We start from the raw sequence: 14,836 nt of genomic DNA, 5'->3' as shown, positions 1-14,836 counted from the left end.
AATCCACACAAATTCAAGATACCATACAGGTTCAAAGAATACCAGTTTTAAGGAGTTGAAGCAAATGGCATCATACACGCCCCATTCACCCAGTCAGCGACAGGCTCATGTGCAGGAACCATCCGGCCAGCCACAGCCGCATACCATCCTGGTGTGCGATGATGATGAAGCTATTGTCAATGCACTGGCAGTTTATCTGAAGCAGGAGGGATACCGGGTGCTGAAAGCCGGCACTGGCAGCCGGGCACTGGCCATTCTTCAGGAGGAGCCGGTGCAGCTGATCATCATGGATATTATGATGCCGGAAATGGACGGTCTTTCCGCCACCCTGAAAATCAGGGAAACACAGAATATTCCTCTTATCATGCTGTCAGCCAAATCAGAGGACACCGATAAAATCACCGGCCTTCATTTTGGGGCCGATGATTATGTGACCAAACCCTTTAATGCCTTAGAGCTGATGGCCCGGGTGAAGTCCCAGCTGCGGCGCTACACCCGGCTGGGCAGCCTGCCCGCCACTTCACAAATGCTGGTGAATGGGCGGTTGGAGCTGGACACGTCGGCCTGCGAATTGAAAGTGGACGGTGTTCCCGTGAGGCTCACCGCCACTGAATATAAGATCGTGGCTTACCTGATGAAACACTCGGGCCAGGTGTTTTCCACCAGTGCCATTTATGAACAGGTGTGGGAGGAAACCTCCCACGCCGTGGAAAACACAGTGGCGGTGCACATTCGCCGCATTCGGGAAAAGATCGAAATCAATCCTAAAGAACCAGAATACTTAAAGGTGGTGTGGGGCATTGGCTATAAAATGGAAAGGCACACATAGCGAAACCATCGTTGACGACAGCCATCAGACCGGCGATGGGCATCATCAAAATAGCAGCGATATGAGCAACGGCAGTAACAGTAACAACAGTATCAGTCATCTTCTTCACAATGGTCATCATACTGCCACTGAGTCTGCAAAGGGTCATGACAAAGAGCCTGTCAGTGAATCTGAAGAAAGACCATCGGGCGAAGGTGACGCGGAGGCGGCACGAGAAAAGAAAACCAGTCACATCATCTTGCCGCAGGTAATCAACTGGATCAGCTTTATGGCGCTGGCGGGAAGCGGCGCGGTGCTGGCATGGCTGGCGGCTGCCAGGCAGTATGAGATGCAGGAGCAGGCTTACCAGGCCCTAAAATGGGTGATGCTGGGCAGCGCCCCTCTTTTGTTGGGAGGGCTGGTGGTTGTGGCAGTGATGGCCCGACGGGCGGGGGAGGGTACTTCCCGGTGGCAGCTGGCCTTCGACCGGATGCCCAACGATGTGCATACCCTGCTGGTGATGATGGCCGCCGGGGCTTCTCTGGGAGGGCCTTTGCTCGGGTTCCGCATGACTTATCCCGACCCCGGCGGAGAGCTGGCCATTTTTCCTCTCGTGGTAGTGCTGGTGGTACTTGGCATTGACGGAATTATCGGTTTAAACTATTACTACACCATGATCCGTCAGCTGAAAAATCGGAGCTTGTTGAGAAACACGCTTGTTGCCATAATTGTCAAACGAGTGGTCCGTCTGCTGGGAGCACCGGTGCGTATGTTGAATGAATCGGTGCGCACCCTGTTTCACAACGGTACCGTGGGGCCGGCCACCATGCTCCTTTTTCTCGCTTACGGCCTCTTAAACGGCCTCATTGCTGCCGTCTTTGCCGCCTCAGGCGCTGCAGTGTTCTTCTTCCTGGGGGTATTCAACGCATTGGTGCTGGCCTGGCTGGCCCGGCCCATCAACGCTTACGCCACCCTCTGCCAGGCAGCCCATCACATTTCCAGGGGGGAGATCGACTACCCCCTCAATCCCATAGGAATGCCCATTCCCATCAACGGTCTGGGAGAAGACATGAGCCGCATTCAGGATGGTTTGCGGAAAGCTGTGGCAGAAGCCGTCAAGGGAGAACGAATGAAGTCCGATCTCATCACCAATGTCTCCCATGACCTGAAAACCCCCCTCACCGCCATCATCAGTTATGTGGACCTGCTGCAGAAAGAAGGACCGGGTAGTGAAAACGCCGCGGAGTATCTGCAAGTGCTGGAAGAAAAAACCGGCCGGCTGAAACGCCTCATTGAAGACCTGGTGGAAGCCAGCAAAGCCTCCAGCGGTAACGTGAAGGTGTTTTTGAAACCGGTGGATCTCAATGAAGTGCTGGTGCAGGCCGCTGGTGAATTTGAAGACCGCATGGCAGAAGCAGGCTTGGAACTGCGGCTGCAGCCGGCCCAACTATCCGTATGGGTGATGGGTGACGGTACCTGCCTTTGGCGCATGTTGGACAACTTGCTGTCCAACGCGCTGAAATACAGCCTGAAGGGTACTCGGGTATACGCAGGGGTGGAATCCGCTGAAGGCCAGGGGTTGCTGGTGGTGAAAAACGTGTCGGCCCAGGCGCTGAATGTGGATCCCCATGAGCTGACAGAACGCTTTGTGAGGGGCGATGAATCCCGCACCACCGAAGGCTCCGGTCTGGGGCTGGCCATCGCCATGGGTCTGGCTGAAGCCCAACAGGGGCACCTGACCCTCAGCATCGATGGTGACCTTTTCAAGGCACAGGTGGCCCTGCCCCAGGCGATGCCACCAGCATCTGTTCACAATAAAGCTCAAAACCCAACAGCGTGATGGGTGATACTGCAGCTCAAATCAGCGAATAAACCGGTCATCAAAGGAATAAAACAGCCGTCAAACGAGTAAACGAATCTTCACAGGGTAGGTAACTAATAGAGACCACCCGTTCATCAGGGAGAGCTGCCAGCCAGCTCTTCCGGCTGATTTGAAAGGAGGATTCCCATGAAACGTATACTGGTAGCCATTGATGGCTCGCCCACCTCAGAACAGGCTCTTCGGGAGGCGCGGGAAGTGGCAGAAAAGGAACAGGCAGAAGTGACAATCATGACTGTGATCACCCATGCCAGTGCCTATGCCTACGCCTATACCCCGGCTCTGAACAAATCCTTTGAAGAAGAATCCGTTAGAAATGCAAAGAAGACTCTGGAAGAGGCGATCAAAACCTTTGAAGGGTATCCGGGAAAAGTGGAAAGTGTTCAGGTGCACGGTGATGCGGCCAACATGATCATTCAGCAAGTGGAAAAAGACCTGCCGGATCTGCTGGTGATTGGGAGCCGGGGCATGGGGGGATTCCAGCGGTTGATTCTGGGAAGCACCGTATCAAAGGTGCTGAATCATGTGTGCTGCAACATACTGGTGGTTCGCCAGTGCGACATTTAGCGAAAGCTGGCGTGAGAGAGCTATGAAAAGTTAATTGAAAAGAAGGTGTTTTGCCGATTCTCCTTACGGGAATCGGTTTTTCACATGGATAGGAAATACCATACGCGCATCAATTGGGGAGATGACCAGTAGAAAAAGATGAATGGCGCTGAACGCAGATTTGGAGTATCATAATTAAAAAAGCAGCGCTGCATTTTGAGCTGATTATAAGGAGGCAACCATGTTTCTAATTTTTATTTCCATCTTCACGGGCTATCTGGGATTGGCAGTGGGAAGTGCGATGGGGGCGGAGGGCGCCTTGAGTATTGTCGGCTTTTTATGTCCATCGATTTTTGTGCTTCAAAAAGTGTATCTAAAGCTGGAAAAGCTGGAAGAACTGAAAAAAGAAGAAGCAGAAGAAGTGGAAAAAATCACAGAGACATGATTCGTGTTGTTTAGCCGCGTTACCCCTTCTCTAAAAACGCTTTCCAGGCGGGCAGGTCCCGTTTCCCCTGCTCATCACCCAGGTGATATGCCGCCAGCAGTTTTGCGTAGGTTTTTTCTTTTTGTGAGATGGGCATGGCATCCGGGTAAACCAGCAGGGCTTTGCCGTCGGATTCAAGAGATTCCAGCTCATCCAGGGTTCGGTTATAGTGAATATGCCGCTGCATCATGGCTTCGGCCACCCGGGGATACTTGCGGTAGAGGGCTTTGACTAACCCTGCATATTTCATGGGAGGCTTCCGGTAGCCCCTGGGCCGGGTGAGGATGACAAAAAACCGCTCAAACCCGTCTCTTTGGGCAATCTCCAAAGCAATACCACCGCTGAGACCGCCATCCACATACAGGGTGTCCCTGAACCGGGCCGGGGGCATGATCAGAGGCAGGGAAGAAGAGGCCCGCACAATTTTCATTAAATCCTGGGGTGTCTGAATGTCTTCTCTGGAGAAATAGGTCATGTTGCCCGTCGCCATTTGAAAAGCGCCGATGCGCAGCCTGGCCGGGTTTCTGGCAAAGGTTTCATAATCAAGGGGAAGGGTGCCGTCGGGCTGAGGCGTTTTCTCGTAAATGTATTCGGCCCGAAAATAGCCCTCGCCTGAAAGAAAAGACCGCCAACCTCCAAACTGGGGGTCTTGCACCACGTCCACAAAAGAGCGTTTCGCCCGGTCAATGTCCCGGGAAAGGTAATTTACACCGCAGCTGGCGCCGGCGGAAATGCCGGCCACGTAGTCAAAATACAGCTGGTTTTCCAGCAGGTGGCTTAACAAACCGGCAGAATAGCTGGCCCGCATGCCGCCGCCTTCAAAAATGAGGGCGGTATTTTTGATATTATTTTCAAGGGGGTTTTGCTGCTTGCTCATGAAATCATCTCCCGGTAAGGTCGTCATCGCTGTCGTGTTTTCTCCAAAATCATTATAGCGCATGTGCGTTTACTTTTCCAATAGACTGGTAACCGGCGCAAGTCTTTATGGGATCTCAACAGGGCGAAAAACAAGTGAAACAAAGTGGGCAGCCATACGTAGAATAGGAAGAAAAATAAACGGACGTAAAGAACAGCAACACTCAAAGAGATTTTCAAAGATTGAAAACGTGAATGGAAAAAAGATTCTCCTTAATTCCAGACTAAAGAGGTGATGGTGCATGCAATCAATGGCGATTTCCATGGGTACATGGATCCTGATGGGAAGCGGGCTGTTAATGCTGCTTCTGGGCGTGGCAGTAAAACACTGGAAATGGTACTGGCTCATCGCCGGTTATAACACCATGCCAAAGGAACAAAAAAAGCAGGTGAACACCGAAGGTCTGGGTCGGGCCATTGGTAACTTTCTTTTTCTCCTGGGGGCATTGATGATGGGCGGCAGTTTGCTGGAAGCCCGGGGAATGGACAATGCTTTTCTGGTGACGATGCTGGCCCAGCTGGTGGTGATTCCCATTTTTGTGGTGTGGGTGCAGCGGTATGACCCGTCCACCCGAAATGCCGATGGCCGCATGAAGATGAGTGTGAAGGCAGTGCTGGGAGTGGTGATTCTGGCTTGCGGGTTCAGCGTCCTGCTGATCGGGTACGGGCTGATTCCTCCGGAAGTCACTGTGACAGCAGATGCCGTGAGCGTTTCCGGCATGTACGGCACCACCTTTCAGGCCCATCGCATTTCAGAGGTGCAGTTGGTGGAAACCATGCCGGGAATTCGGCGAAAAACCAGCGGCATGAATGCGGGCAGTGTGCGAAAAGGCTGGTTTGAGCTGGAAGATGGCGAGAACGCCCTGCTCTTTGTCACTCTCAATCAACCGCCCTATGTCACCTTTCGGGATGAACACCGCCTGGTGATCATCAACCGCAAAGACCCTAAGGCAACAGAGTCCCTCCACCAAGCCATCAGTGACCTGGCAGACCAGCCACAACAGGCGGATGATTAAGATAGTCAACAGACAAACTAACGAAAGAGGCGATGAATGTGAATAAAAAACGATGGATTGCGCTGATTATTTTTGTGGCGCTGGTGGGTGTATCAATAGTTGTACAGTTTCCCAGTGTGGAGGAAATCGGGTTTTTCCACGGAGAAGACTGGATGGAAACGGTGATTGAAAGCGGTTCAGAAGAACTGATCACCGTGCTGGATGTGGAAGGTATGATTACAGCTAACCTGCCTTCCGGTTATTTTTATGACCAGTATTACCACCACGGCTTTTTTTTGAACCAGCTGCAATCTGTTTATGAAAACCCGGAGGTGAAAGCCGTGGTGCTGCGGATTAATTCCTCCGGCGGCGGTGTCTCCGAAAGCGATGAAATTTTTCAGCTCATCATGGACCTGCGGGAGGAATATCCCAAACCCCTGGTGGTGTTCTTTGACCAGGTGGCAGCCTCCGGCGGCTACTACATCGCAGCACCTGCCGATCATATCGTGGCCACCCGCAATACCCTCACTGGTTCCATTGGCGTGATCATGCAAAGCATCAACTTTCACCAGATGGCCGAAGACTGGGGAGTGGAAGATGTCACCTTCAAAAGCGGTCCCTATAAAGACCTGATGAACCCCCTGCGGGAAATGGATGAAGAAGAGCAGGCCATTCTCCAGTCCATCGTGGACGAAAGCTACGGCTTTTTTGTGGATGCCATTGTGGATGGCCGGGGAATGGATCGCAGCAAGGTGATGACTCTGGCCGACGGCAGGGTTTACACTGGTCCTCAGGCGCTGGAAAACGGCCTGGTGGATTCTCTGGGACAATTTGAAGACTCTCTGGAAGTGGCGAAGGAACTGGCAGGATTGGAAAATCCTACTATTATCCGCATTCAGCGGGATGACAGCTTTAGCTGGTGGCAGCTGCTGGCTCAGGGTCCAGAACAAAGCCTACTGAGTCGTCTTGTTCCCGGGTTGGCAGAAATGCAGGGCGGTCGGCCGGTCTCTGTTAACAACCACGCGGTACCCATGTACCTGTGGTCATGGTAGGAGGTGAGCCCATGGAAAATGAAAAGCAGCAACAACCGATAGAAAATGATGAAATACAGCTGGAAATGAAGTCGACACCACCGGAATCGCAAGAAAATCAGGAACCGCCAGTAGTGCACGGATCACAGGAATCCCACGAATTACAAGAATCTCAAAGAGTAGAAGCGGCGTTTGCAGCACAGGAACCACAGGCGGATCAACAGTTGAATGATTTGGAGTCTGTGGAAAACAGGACTTTTGTGGCTGATCACCAGGAACCCATGGAAAAAGTGTACCGCCCTGCCGGGTTCTTTATCCGATTGGTGGCCTACCTGGTGGATCTGGCGGTGATCAATGCAGTGCTGGGGATCATTTCCGGTATTGTTGCCGTGGATGTCAAGGCACTGCCCTTGCTGGCGGTGAGCTTTGTGACCATCGGACTGGCCGGTGCCCTTTACTTCACCCTCATGACCTGCTTCTTTGGACAGACCCTGGGAAAAATGATCGCCGGCATAAGAGTCATTCAAAGCAATGGCACTCCGCCGGGGCTTCTCACCGCCTTCTTCCGGGAAACCGTGGGCCGCACCCTCTCCCAGCTGCTGGGAGTGCATATGGGCTACTGGTGGTGCGCCTTTCATCCTAAGAAACAGGGCTGGCACGACCTGATCAGTGACACCTATGTGGTGCATGACCGGTCGGCGGAGCGGGCCCGGGAAATTCGGATTCCCGTGGCTGTCGCTTCCGGCGAAAGCTTCTGATGAAAACAGCACCCTGAAAGGGTGTCTGGGAAACTGAATGACATAAAGAGCCAACTGGATCGCAAAGAGAGGATAGATACCATGCTTGTGGTCAACCAGGTGAGCAAACAGTTCCACGATAAAAAGAAGGGTGCCATAGATGCCCTGAAAAGTGTCTCATTCGAAGTGAACCAGGGGGAAATTTTTGGCCTGCTGGGGCCCAACGGTGCCGGTAAAACCACCCTGCTGCGGATCATGGCCACCATCATGCAGTCCACCGCCGGCACCATTCAGGTGAACGGCTATGATGTGGCCACCCAGGCCGCAGGGGTGCGCCGTTCCATCGGCTTCCTCTCCGGCAACACCCGTTTGTATAAAAAGCTGACCCCGGTGGAAACCCTCCGGTTTTTCGGCAGCTTCTACGACATTCCCAAAAATGTGCTGGAAGAACGCATCGAGGCCATTCTCACCAGTCTCGACATGCACGAGTTCAAAGACCGGATTGTGGAAAAGCTCTCCACCGGCCAGGTGCAAAAAACCTCCATTGCCCGGTGCATGATCCACGACCCGGCGGTGTATATCCTCGATGAACCCACCCTGGGGCTGGATATTCTCACCAGCCGCACCATCATCGATTTCATCAAACAAAAAAAAGCGGCAGGCAAAACCATCATTTTCTCCACCCATTACATGGAAGAAGCCGATTCCCTCTGCGACCGCATCGCCCTCATTCACCAGGGCGCCATTGTGCAGGCCGGCAGCCTGGAGGAGCTGAAGGCGGCCACGGGAAAAACCAACATTCGCGACATTTTTCTGTGGTATATTGACGGCGGGGCGGGTGACAGCCATGCCCTTTAAACTCCCAGGTGCCATCAGCCTCTCCAAAATCAGACAAGTCTTCAATAAAGAAATGCGCTCCCTCTTTCGGGATAAAAAGGCCCTCCTCACCATGTTTCTGCCTGTTCTCATTTACCCGGTGATCATGGTCTTTTTTTCCGGGTTCATGATGCTGGTGCAGTCTGGCCTGGAGCAGCAGGTGAGCCGGGTGGCGGTGGCACCGTCGGTGAGTGCCGGGCTGGTGGACAGACTCATTGAAGAAGAACGCATTGAAGTCGTGCCCCATCCCCGTGAGCCGGAAACCGCGCTGCTGGAAAAAAACCTGGAGGTGGTGGTGGAATCCAGGCAGGAAGGGGCAGAAGAAGTACTGCTGCTTTACTACCATTCGCCCACCGAGGCCAGCCAGCGGGGCATGAACCGGGTGCGAAGCCAGGTGAACGCCTACCGGGAAGACCTGGTGGCAGCGGGGCTGACAGATGCAGCCCTGGCAGAAAACATCCTCACGGTGGTCACCATTGAAGACGTGGAACTCTCTGAAGCCGGTGAATCCGGCAGCCGGATCATGGCCACCGTGCTGGGCATGGTGGTGCCCTTTCTCATTATGCTCTATGCCATCATCGGCACCTACACCCTCTCCGCAGACGTGAGTGCCGGAGAAAAAGAGCGGGGAACCCTGGAAACCCTCTTTTCCCTGCCGGTGAAGCGGACAGAAATCGTGGTGGGAAAACTCCTTGCCTGCGTCGCGGTGGGGATGATCAGCGGCCTGATTAACCTGATGGCCATCTTCCCCCTGCTTTACGGCATCGCCTACCAGGTGCCCGACCTGACCATTTCCCTGTCGCCGGGCTTATTGGTGTTTCTGGCCCTCATGCTGCTTCCTGTGATGATTCTCACCAGCACCCTTTTCACCGGTCTGGGATTGCTGGCGCATACCTATCAGGAGGCCCAGTCTTACGGATCAATGCTGCTCATCGTCCTCATGCTTCCCTGCTACCTGTTGCTGATTCCCGATATTGAGCTGACCCCGCTGACCCTGCTCATACCCATCACCAACACCCTGCTGGTGATGCGGGAAGCCTTTTTGGGAAGCTACGCCCCCGGCTGGATTGCCGGTACCCTGGCCATGAACCTGGGGGTCGCTTCTCTGGGAATCGCCGTGGTGAACCGGTGGTTCCAGTCAGACCGGGTGATGTTTGGAGGTGACGGCCAATGAACTGGAAAGTGATTCGAGCTCTCATGGGTAAAGAAATTCGCTCTCTCCTGCGAAACAAGCGGGTGCTGCTGGGCATGCTGGCACCGGTGTTGGTGCTTCCCCTGCTGGTGTACGGCTTTCGGGCCGTGACCGAAGGGGTTTCCCGAGAGGCGGCAGCCACCGTCAGCCGTATCATGATCACCGGGGAGCTTCCTTCTTCCCTGGAAACAGCACTGATAGAGGACCAACGGCTGGAGCTGGTGGTTTCAGATGCGCCGGTCTCCGGTATTTCCCCTGAGGCCCTGGCAGCTTACCGCCAGGCGGCAGAGGCGGATGATTTGGATATGATTCTTCGCTATGAAGACACCCGGGAAGGCCATGTCTTTCAACTGATTTATGACGTGGGGCACCGCCGGGGAGTCAGGGGAGCAGAACGCCTCACAGAACACCTGGAAAACTTTCGGGAAGGGGAAGAGCTTCGCCTGCTGGAAACAGCCGGCTTGCCGGCTGCCCTGCTGAAGCCGGTGGAACTGCAGCTGGAAGATCTGGCTGGAGAAGAAGAACGGGCAGGTTCTGCCCTGAGCAACATTCTGCCCCTTATTCTCACCCTGTATGCCATGGTATCGGTGGTGAATTTTGCTGTGGAGTTGACCACGGCAGAAAAAGAAACCGGAACCTTGGAAACCCTCTTTTCCATGCCCATCAGGGGAAGCGATCTTATCACTGCCAAACTGCTGGCCTGCGTTCTCTTTGGAGTGGTCTCAATGGTGGTGAGCCTGGGGGTGCTGATTCCCCTCATGCCCCTGCTGGCCGATGCAGGGCTCACTGCCCTCACGTTCACCTCAGGCACCTGGGTGGCGCTTCTTCTCACCCTGCTGCCCCTGATTTTCATTGCCGCCGGCACCAGCATGACCATGGGGCTCTTTGCCAACAGCTATAAAGAGTCAGGGGCCTATCTGACCCCCCTCCTGTTTGCCTTCATGATTCCTGCCTACATTGGCATCACCCCCGGGCTGGAGCTGAACCCCTTTTATGCCCTGGTGCCGGTGCTAAACGCCACCCTGCTGCTGAAATCAGTACTGCTGGGGAATCTGCAGCCGGCGCTGCTGGGCATCACCCTGGTGACCAACAGTTTCTTTTCCATGGCCAGCCTCACCCTCATGGTGAAAGCCTTCGGCACCGAAAAACTGCTTTTCGGCATCGGCACCACCACCACCTTCACCCTGCAGCGCCACCGTCTGCAGCCCCGCAGTCTCATCGCAGTGGAAGACGTGTTCATGACCCTGCCCCTGGTGGTGATTCTCTTCATTTATCTGAGCACCATCCTCACCGGGGTGGGGAGCTTGCTCACCGGCACACTGGTGGTGCAGTACCTGGTGTTTGCCCTGCTGCCCATCGGCATTCTCTGGTATTTGAAGGCGGCACCGGTACCCTCTCTGGGCCTGCGCCGGTTCACCCTCCGGGGCATGGCCGGCGGCCTGGGGGTCTGGCTGGGAGCTTTTTCCCTGGCTCTGATGTACCAGATGCTGATCACCCCATTTATCACCCAGGTACCCACCCTGGTGGAGCTGGAAGCAGAACTGGCCCGCCTCAGCCCCCTGGCCCAGTTTCTTTTCATTGCCGTCACACCGGGAATCTGTGAAGAAATACTCTTTCGGGGATTCGCCTTTCGGCCTCTGGAGGCAAAATGGGGACCAAAAGCGGCCATTCTCATCACCGCCCTCCCTTTTGCCCTGGTACACATGGACTTTATCCGCCTGATCCCCACCTTTCTTCTGGGGCTGGCCTTCGGCTATGTCACCTGGAAAACCCGGTCCATTTACCCCGCCATGACCCTGCACATTCTCAACAATGGCCTGGCATTGCTGGCACTGGAACATGTAACCCTTCAATGGCTGCCCCTCCTGGTGCTGCTGGTTCTGGGCCTGGGAAGCGGCTGGTGGCTCTTAAAGCCTTTACCGGCACTTCGGGGAACCGGCAACACAAAAACATCAACAGAGACAACATAATTAGCCCCAAAATCCCAGTAACCGGACTGTTCAAATTAATAGTCATGAGGCTCACTCTGAGACGAATCAACACTGACGGGGAATCCCGCAACTGGAATCCGAAAACGAAAGGGGTGAGCAACACATGCGTCTTCGCATTGGTGAAGTGAAAAAAATCCTGGGAGTTTCAGCAGAGACACTGCGGTTTTTCGATAAAAAGGGAGTTGTGGTGCCCACCCGCCATCCAGATAACAATTACCGCACTTACGAAGGGCGGGATGTGAACCGGATTGTGCGTTACAAGTATCTGAGAAGACTGGATTTCTCACTGGAGGATTCAGTGGATTTCATCAGTGAGATTTCAGGTGAAGAAGCACTGGAAAAAATGTCACAGCAAGAGGTGGCAGTGGCAGCAAAAATTCGTGAGTATCAGGAAGTGCTGCAACAGCTTGCTTATCAAAAAGATTTGTATCAGCGCATCATTACCATGGTGGGAAAATACCAGCGGGAAGTGCTGCCGGCCTACCGGTTCTATGCCAATCAAATGGACCGGGTCTTTGAAACCCGGGCCATGCAAAACGACCATACCCGCCAGTGGATTGACGAAATGCCCCGAACCATGGTGGCTTTTCACATTCCCCGGGAAAAAGTCGATGTGCCCGGGTGCATTTACTGGGGATATGCCATTTTGGACAGCACAGGCGACCATGAAGAGCGGGCTTCCCATCTCCCCGTCACCGTCTGCCACAAAGCGCAAGATACCGTGTTCACCGTGATTCACTGCATCGATGAAGATCTGACAATCCCAGGACGTTTTCAACCACTCAAGGAGTACCTGCAAGCAGAAGGGCTCCAAATTGACGGCGATCTGTTCGGAACGGTGGTTCATCATCAGGTGATCGACGAGAAGCCGCATTTGCATTTTGCAGTCTGGGTGCCGGTGAAAGAAGCGCCATGTCAGTAGATGCATAGATGGCACTCGCAGGATTGTCTATTGTGAAAAAGAGGGAGCCATCACCAAAGCTTCCTGTTGTGGCCATGATGATGATTAAAGCAGACAGAATGCGGCACTCCGGAAGGCGCTGCAACAACATCAACGGATAAGAAAACTTGACCCTGTACCTGGTACAGGGTTTATACTTGTTTAAGTTAGTTCGTGATTTAACAAACAAAACAGAAACAAGGAGGACGAACATGAAACACCTGAAAAAGATGAACAGATCAAAAAAAGCATCGGTTAAAACAGCACTGCTGCTGGCACTATGCCTGATGATGCTTTTTGTGACCGCCTGCGGCAACGGCGGTGGCAGTGAAGCACCTGCCGCACCTGCTGAAACAGGAGATGCCTTATACTCACCCGGCACATACACGGCCAAAGCCATGGGGAACTATGGTGATGTGGAAGTCTCTGTCACCTTTAGTGAAACTGAAATTGTCAGCGTTGAAATCGGGGAACACATTGAAACTCCCGCCATTGCTGAACCGGTATTCACCCGGTTCCCGGCTGAAATTGTGGCAGGTCAGACCCTGGCCATTGACATGATTTCAGGGGCCACCAACACCAGCCGTGCGGTGCTGGAAGCAGTGGAAGACTGCGTGCGCCAGGCCGGCGGCGATGTGGCAGCTTTGAAAGTTGCCTCAGAAAAACAAGCCAGCACCGAAACCATTGAAAAAACCGTTGATGTGGTGGTGGTTGGCGGTGGCGGTGCCGGTGTGGCAGCGGCAGTTTCTGCGGCAGAGCAGGGCGCTTCAGTTGTTCTTATTGAAAAAGCAGCTGCTTTGGGCGGTAACACCATGCGCTCCGGCGGCGTTTACAACGCGTATGACCCTGGCCGCCAGGGAGCCGTTGAAATGACATCCGTTCTGATGCAACAGCTTGATGAAATTCTGGCACTTACTCCATCAGAACATGGTGACTTTGCAGATGTGATCACCCGCTTGCAGGCTCAAATTGCTGAATACAAAGCTGGCGACACCAGCAAGCTTTTTGACAGCCCCGAGTTGCACGCTTATCATATCTATGTGGGCGGCAAGCGCACCGATCTCCAGGGCAATGACATTGTGAGCAAGGTGGAACTGGCAGAAATTCTGGCCAACGACGCACTGGCTGGCATCGAGTGGCTGGAAAGCTATGGCCTTGAATGGACCGACGACATTTCCACCGTACTGGGAGCCCTGTGGCCCCGTACCCACAGCAACGTGAAACCCCTGGGCACCGGCTATGTGGGTACCCTCGCAGAAGCCGCTCAGGAAATGGGTGTTGAAATCATGACAGATACCAAAGGAATGGAACTGCTCACAGAAAATGGCCGGGTAACCGGCGTAAAAGCTCAGCAGTCCAACGGTACCACTGTAATGCTGCATGCCACCAGTGGCGTCGTCATGGCCACCGGCGGCTACGGTGCCAACCCTGAAATGCGGGCAGAATACAACACCTACTGGCCGGAAATGCCTCTTGCCATGCCCACCACCAACACCAATGATGCCACCGGCGACGGTATTGTCATGGGGCTTGGCGTCGGTGCTTCCCTCGAAGGCATGGGCTTTGTACAATTGATGCCCAGCTCACACCCTGAAACAGGCGCCCTTTCCGGCGGTGTTTGGGGCAGTGCAGAAGAGCAGATGTTTGTGAACAAGGAAGGCAAGCGTTTTGTCAATGAATACTCCGGCCGTGACGTACTGGCTGCCGCAGCATTGGTGCAGGAAGATGCTCTCTTCTTCATCATTGGTGACCAAAACACCTCCGGCAACCCTCAACTGGGCGGCACCAACATCTGGGGTGACAGCATCGACACCCTGATTGAAACCAAAAGCATCTTTAAGGCCGACACTCTGGAAGACCTGGCAGAACAGCTGGAGATGGATCCGGCAGTACTGGTGGCAGAAGTGGAAAAATACAACGGATACATCGAAGCACAAAATGATCCTGAATTTGGCAAGAAAAGCTTTGGAGCCAAAATCGAAAATGCACCCTTCTACGCCACACCCCGTTCACCTTCGGTGCATCACACCATGGGTGGTCTTGAAATCGACGAACTGGGCCGTGTGCTGAACGAATCTGGCAGCCCCATCGCCGGCCTCTACGCCGCAGGCGAAGTGGCAGGTGGCGTGCATGCCGGTAACCGGCTGGGTGGCAACGCCCTCACCGACATCATCGTCTTCGGACGCCTTGCCGGTGCCAGCGCAGCCTCACAACGGTAACAGGCAGCTGATTCAAAAATGCGATAATCTTTCAATTTAAAGCTAACCACAAAAGCCATACACTTGAAAGCCGTGCCTCTCGCAAGAGAAGCACGGCTGAGGTTGTTGAAAAAGTCTATGAAAATAGGCTTTTTTTCTTGCAATCAAAAAGGAGATTCGCCCCTTGATGTCGAATATAGATATAAGGGGTGATTCGAATGATGACAAAGAGAGACCATGTTCA

13 protein-coding genes are annotated in these 14,836 nt (G+C 53.8%); 12 read left to right on the top strand and 1 reads right to left on the bottom strand.

What is annotated here, in order from left to right; all coding sequences use genetic code 11:
* The first annotated feature begins 64 nt into the window (after positions 1-64).
* From AAIG11_RS12990 to AAIG11_RS12975, 4 genes are all read left to right on the top strand, one after another.
* On the top strand, positions 65-829 hold the full coding sequence (locus tag AAIG11_RS12990; RefSeq protein ID WP_343186674.1) for a response regulator transcription factor: 765 nt from the start codon (positions 65-67) through the stop codon (positions 827-829).
* Entirely contained in the window at positions 801-2,648 is a 1,848-nt protein-coding gene (locus tag AAIG11_RS12985; RefSeq protein WP_343186673.1) for a sensor histidine kinase, read from the top strand. The genes AAIG11_RS12990 and AAIG11_RS12985 overlap by 29 nt, the downstream gene beginning before the upstream one ends.
* A gap of 168 nt (positions 2,649-2,816) precedes the next feature.
* Entirely contained in the window at positions 2,817-3,254 is a 438-nt protein-coding gene (locus AAIG11_RS12980) for a universal stress protein (RefSeq protein WP_343186672.1), read from the top strand.
* Between the two features lie 220 nt (positions 3,255-3,474).
* Positions 3,475-3,678 carry a hypothetical protein gene (locus AAIG11_RS12975; protein WP_343186671.1) on the top strand — a complete coding sequence of 68 codons (204 nt, stop codon included), beginning with the start codon at positions 3,475-3,477 and terminating at the stop codon, positions 3,676-3,678.
* 19 nt (positions 3,679-3,697) lie between these two features.
* Here the strand turns inward: AAIG11_RS12975 and AAIG11_RS12970 are convergent, their stop codons facing one another.
* Complete coding sequence (locus AAIG11_RS12970; RefSeq protein ID WP_343186670.1) at positions 3,698-4,594, bottom strand: patatin-like phospholipase family protein; 897 nt, start codon at positions 4,592-4,594, stop codon at positions 3,698-3,700.
* 301 nt (positions 4,595-4,895) lie between these two features.
* On the opposite strand from AAIG11_RS12970, the gene AAIG11_RS12965 reads away from it, so the two are divergent.
* The 8 genes from AAIG11_RS12965 to AAIG11_RS12930 all read left to right on the top strand — a co-directional run bounded on the left by AAIG11_RS12965 (position 4,896) and on the right by AAIG11_RS12930 (position 14,613).
* Positions 4,896-5,648 (top strand): DUF3784 domain-containing protein, encoded by a 753-nt coding sequence (locus AAIG11_RS12965; protein ID WP_343186669.1) that lies wholly within the window; start codon positions 4,896-4,898, stop codon positions 5,646-5,648.
* 38 nt (positions 5,649-5,686) lie between these two features.
* Positions 5,687-6,679: a signal peptide peptidase SppA gene (gene sppA, locus AAIG11_RS12960; protein WP_343186668.1), complete on the top strand. Its 993-nt coding sequence runs from the start codon at positions 5,687-5,689 to the stop codon at positions 6,677-6,679.
* An 11-nt stretch (positions 6,680-6,690) separates the two neighbouring features.
* Positions 6,691-7,416 carry an RDD family protein gene (locus AAIG11_RS12955; protein ID WP_343186667.1) on the top strand — a complete coding sequence of 242 codons (726 nt, stop codon included), beginning with the start codon at positions 6,691-6,693 and terminating at the stop codon, positions 7,414-7,416.
* 81 nt (positions 7,417-7,497) lie between these two features.
* The gene (locus AAIG11_RS12950; protein ID WP_343186666.1) at positions 7,498-8,253 is read left to right on the top strand and encodes an ABC transporter ATP-binding protein; all 756 of its coding nucleotides are present in this window, start codon (positions 7,498-7,500) and stop codon (positions 8,251-8,253) included.
* Positions 8,243-9,445, top strand: coding sequence for an ABC transporter permease subunit (locus AAIG11_RS12945; RefSeq protein WP_343186665.1), 1,203 nt, complete (start codon positions 8,243-8,245; stop codon positions 9,443-9,445). Before AAIG11_RS12950 ends, AAIG11_RS12945 begins: the two co-directional genes overlap by 11 nt.
* Positions 9,442-11,433, top strand: a complete 1,992-nt coding sequence (locus AAIG11_RS12940) for an ABC transporter permease subunit/CPBP intramembrane protease (protein ID WP_343186664.1) — start codon at positions 9,442-9,444, stop codon at positions 11,431-11,433. The genes AAIG11_RS12945 and AAIG11_RS12940 overlap by 4 nt, the downstream gene beginning before the upstream one ends.
* Before the next feature lie 124 nt (positions 11,434-11,557).
* Positions 11,558-12,376, top strand: coding sequence for a helix-turn-helix domain-containing protein (locus AAIG11_RS12935; protein WP_343186663.1), 819 nt, complete (start codon positions 11,558-11,560; stop codon positions 12,374-12,376).
* A 230-nt stretch (positions 12,377-12,606) separates the two neighbouring features.
* On the top strand, positions 12,607-14,613 hold the full coding sequence (locus AAIG11_RS12930; protein ID WP_343186662.1) for a flavocytochrome c: 2,007 nt from the start codon (positions 12,607-12,609) through the stop codon (positions 14,611-14,613).
* The last annotated feature ends 223 nt before the right edge of the window (positions 14,614-14,836 follow it).

It is taken from the genome of Anoxynatronum sibiricum (genome assembly GCF_039414295.1).
GTDB classification, from domain to species: Bacteria; Bacillota; Clostridia; order Peptostreptococcales; family Tindalliaceae; genus Anoxynatronum; species Anoxynatronum sibiricum.
Note: the sequence above shows the minus strand (reverse complement) of the source record. Positions and strands in the feature narration are given on the sequence as shown.

What these genes read in the sequence shown, in the direction of transcription:
- AAIG11_RS12990 (WP_343186674.1), top strand. Translation starts at nt 65, where the DNA reads ATGGCATCATACACGCCCCATTCACCCAGTCAGCGACAGGCTCATGTG.
- AAIG11_RS12980 (WP_343186672.1), top strand. Translation starts at nt 2,817, where the DNA reads ATGAAACGTATACTGGTAGCCATTGATGGCTCGCCCACCTCAGAACAG.
- AAIG11_RS12975 (WP_343186671.1), top strand. Translation starts at nt 3,475, where the DNA reads ATGTTTCTAATTTTTATTTCCATCTTCACGGGCTATCTGGGATTGGCA.
- AAIG11_RS12970 (WP_343186670.1), bottom strand. Translation starts at nt 4,594, where the DNA reads ATGAGCAAGCAGCAAAACCCCCTTGAAAATAATATCAAAAATACCGCC.
- AAIG11_RS12965 (WP_343186669.1), top strand. Translation starts at nt 4,896, where the DNA reads ATGGGTACATGGATCCTGATGGGAAGCGGGCTGTTAATGCTGCTTCTG.
- AAIG11_RS12955 (WP_343186667.1), top strand. Translation starts at nt 6,691, where the DNA reads ATGGAAAATGAAAAGCAGCAACAACCGATAGAAAATGATGAAATACAG.
- AAIG11_RS12950 (WP_343186666.1), top strand. Translation starts at nt 7,498, where the DNA reads ATGCTTGTGGTCAACCAGGTGAGCAAACAGTTCCACGATAAAAAGAAG.
- AAIG11_RS12945 (WP_343186665.1), top strand. Translation starts at nt 8,243, where the DNA reads ATGCCCTTTAAACTCCCAGGTGCCATCAGCCTCTCCAAAATCAGACAA.
- AAIG11_RS12940 (WP_343186664.1), top strand. Translation starts at nt 9,442, where the DNA reads ATGAACTGGAAAGTGATTCGAGCTCTCATGGGTAAAGAAATTCGCTCT.
- AAIG11_RS12935 (WP_343186663.1), top strand. Translation starts at nt 11,558, where the DNA reads ATGCGTCTTCGCATTGGTGAAGTGAAAAAAATCCTGGGAGTTTCAGCA.
- AAIG11_RS12930 (WP_343186662.1), top strand. Translation starts at nt 12,607, where the DNA reads ATGAAACACCTGAAAAAGATGAACAGATCAAAAAAAGCATCGGTTAAA.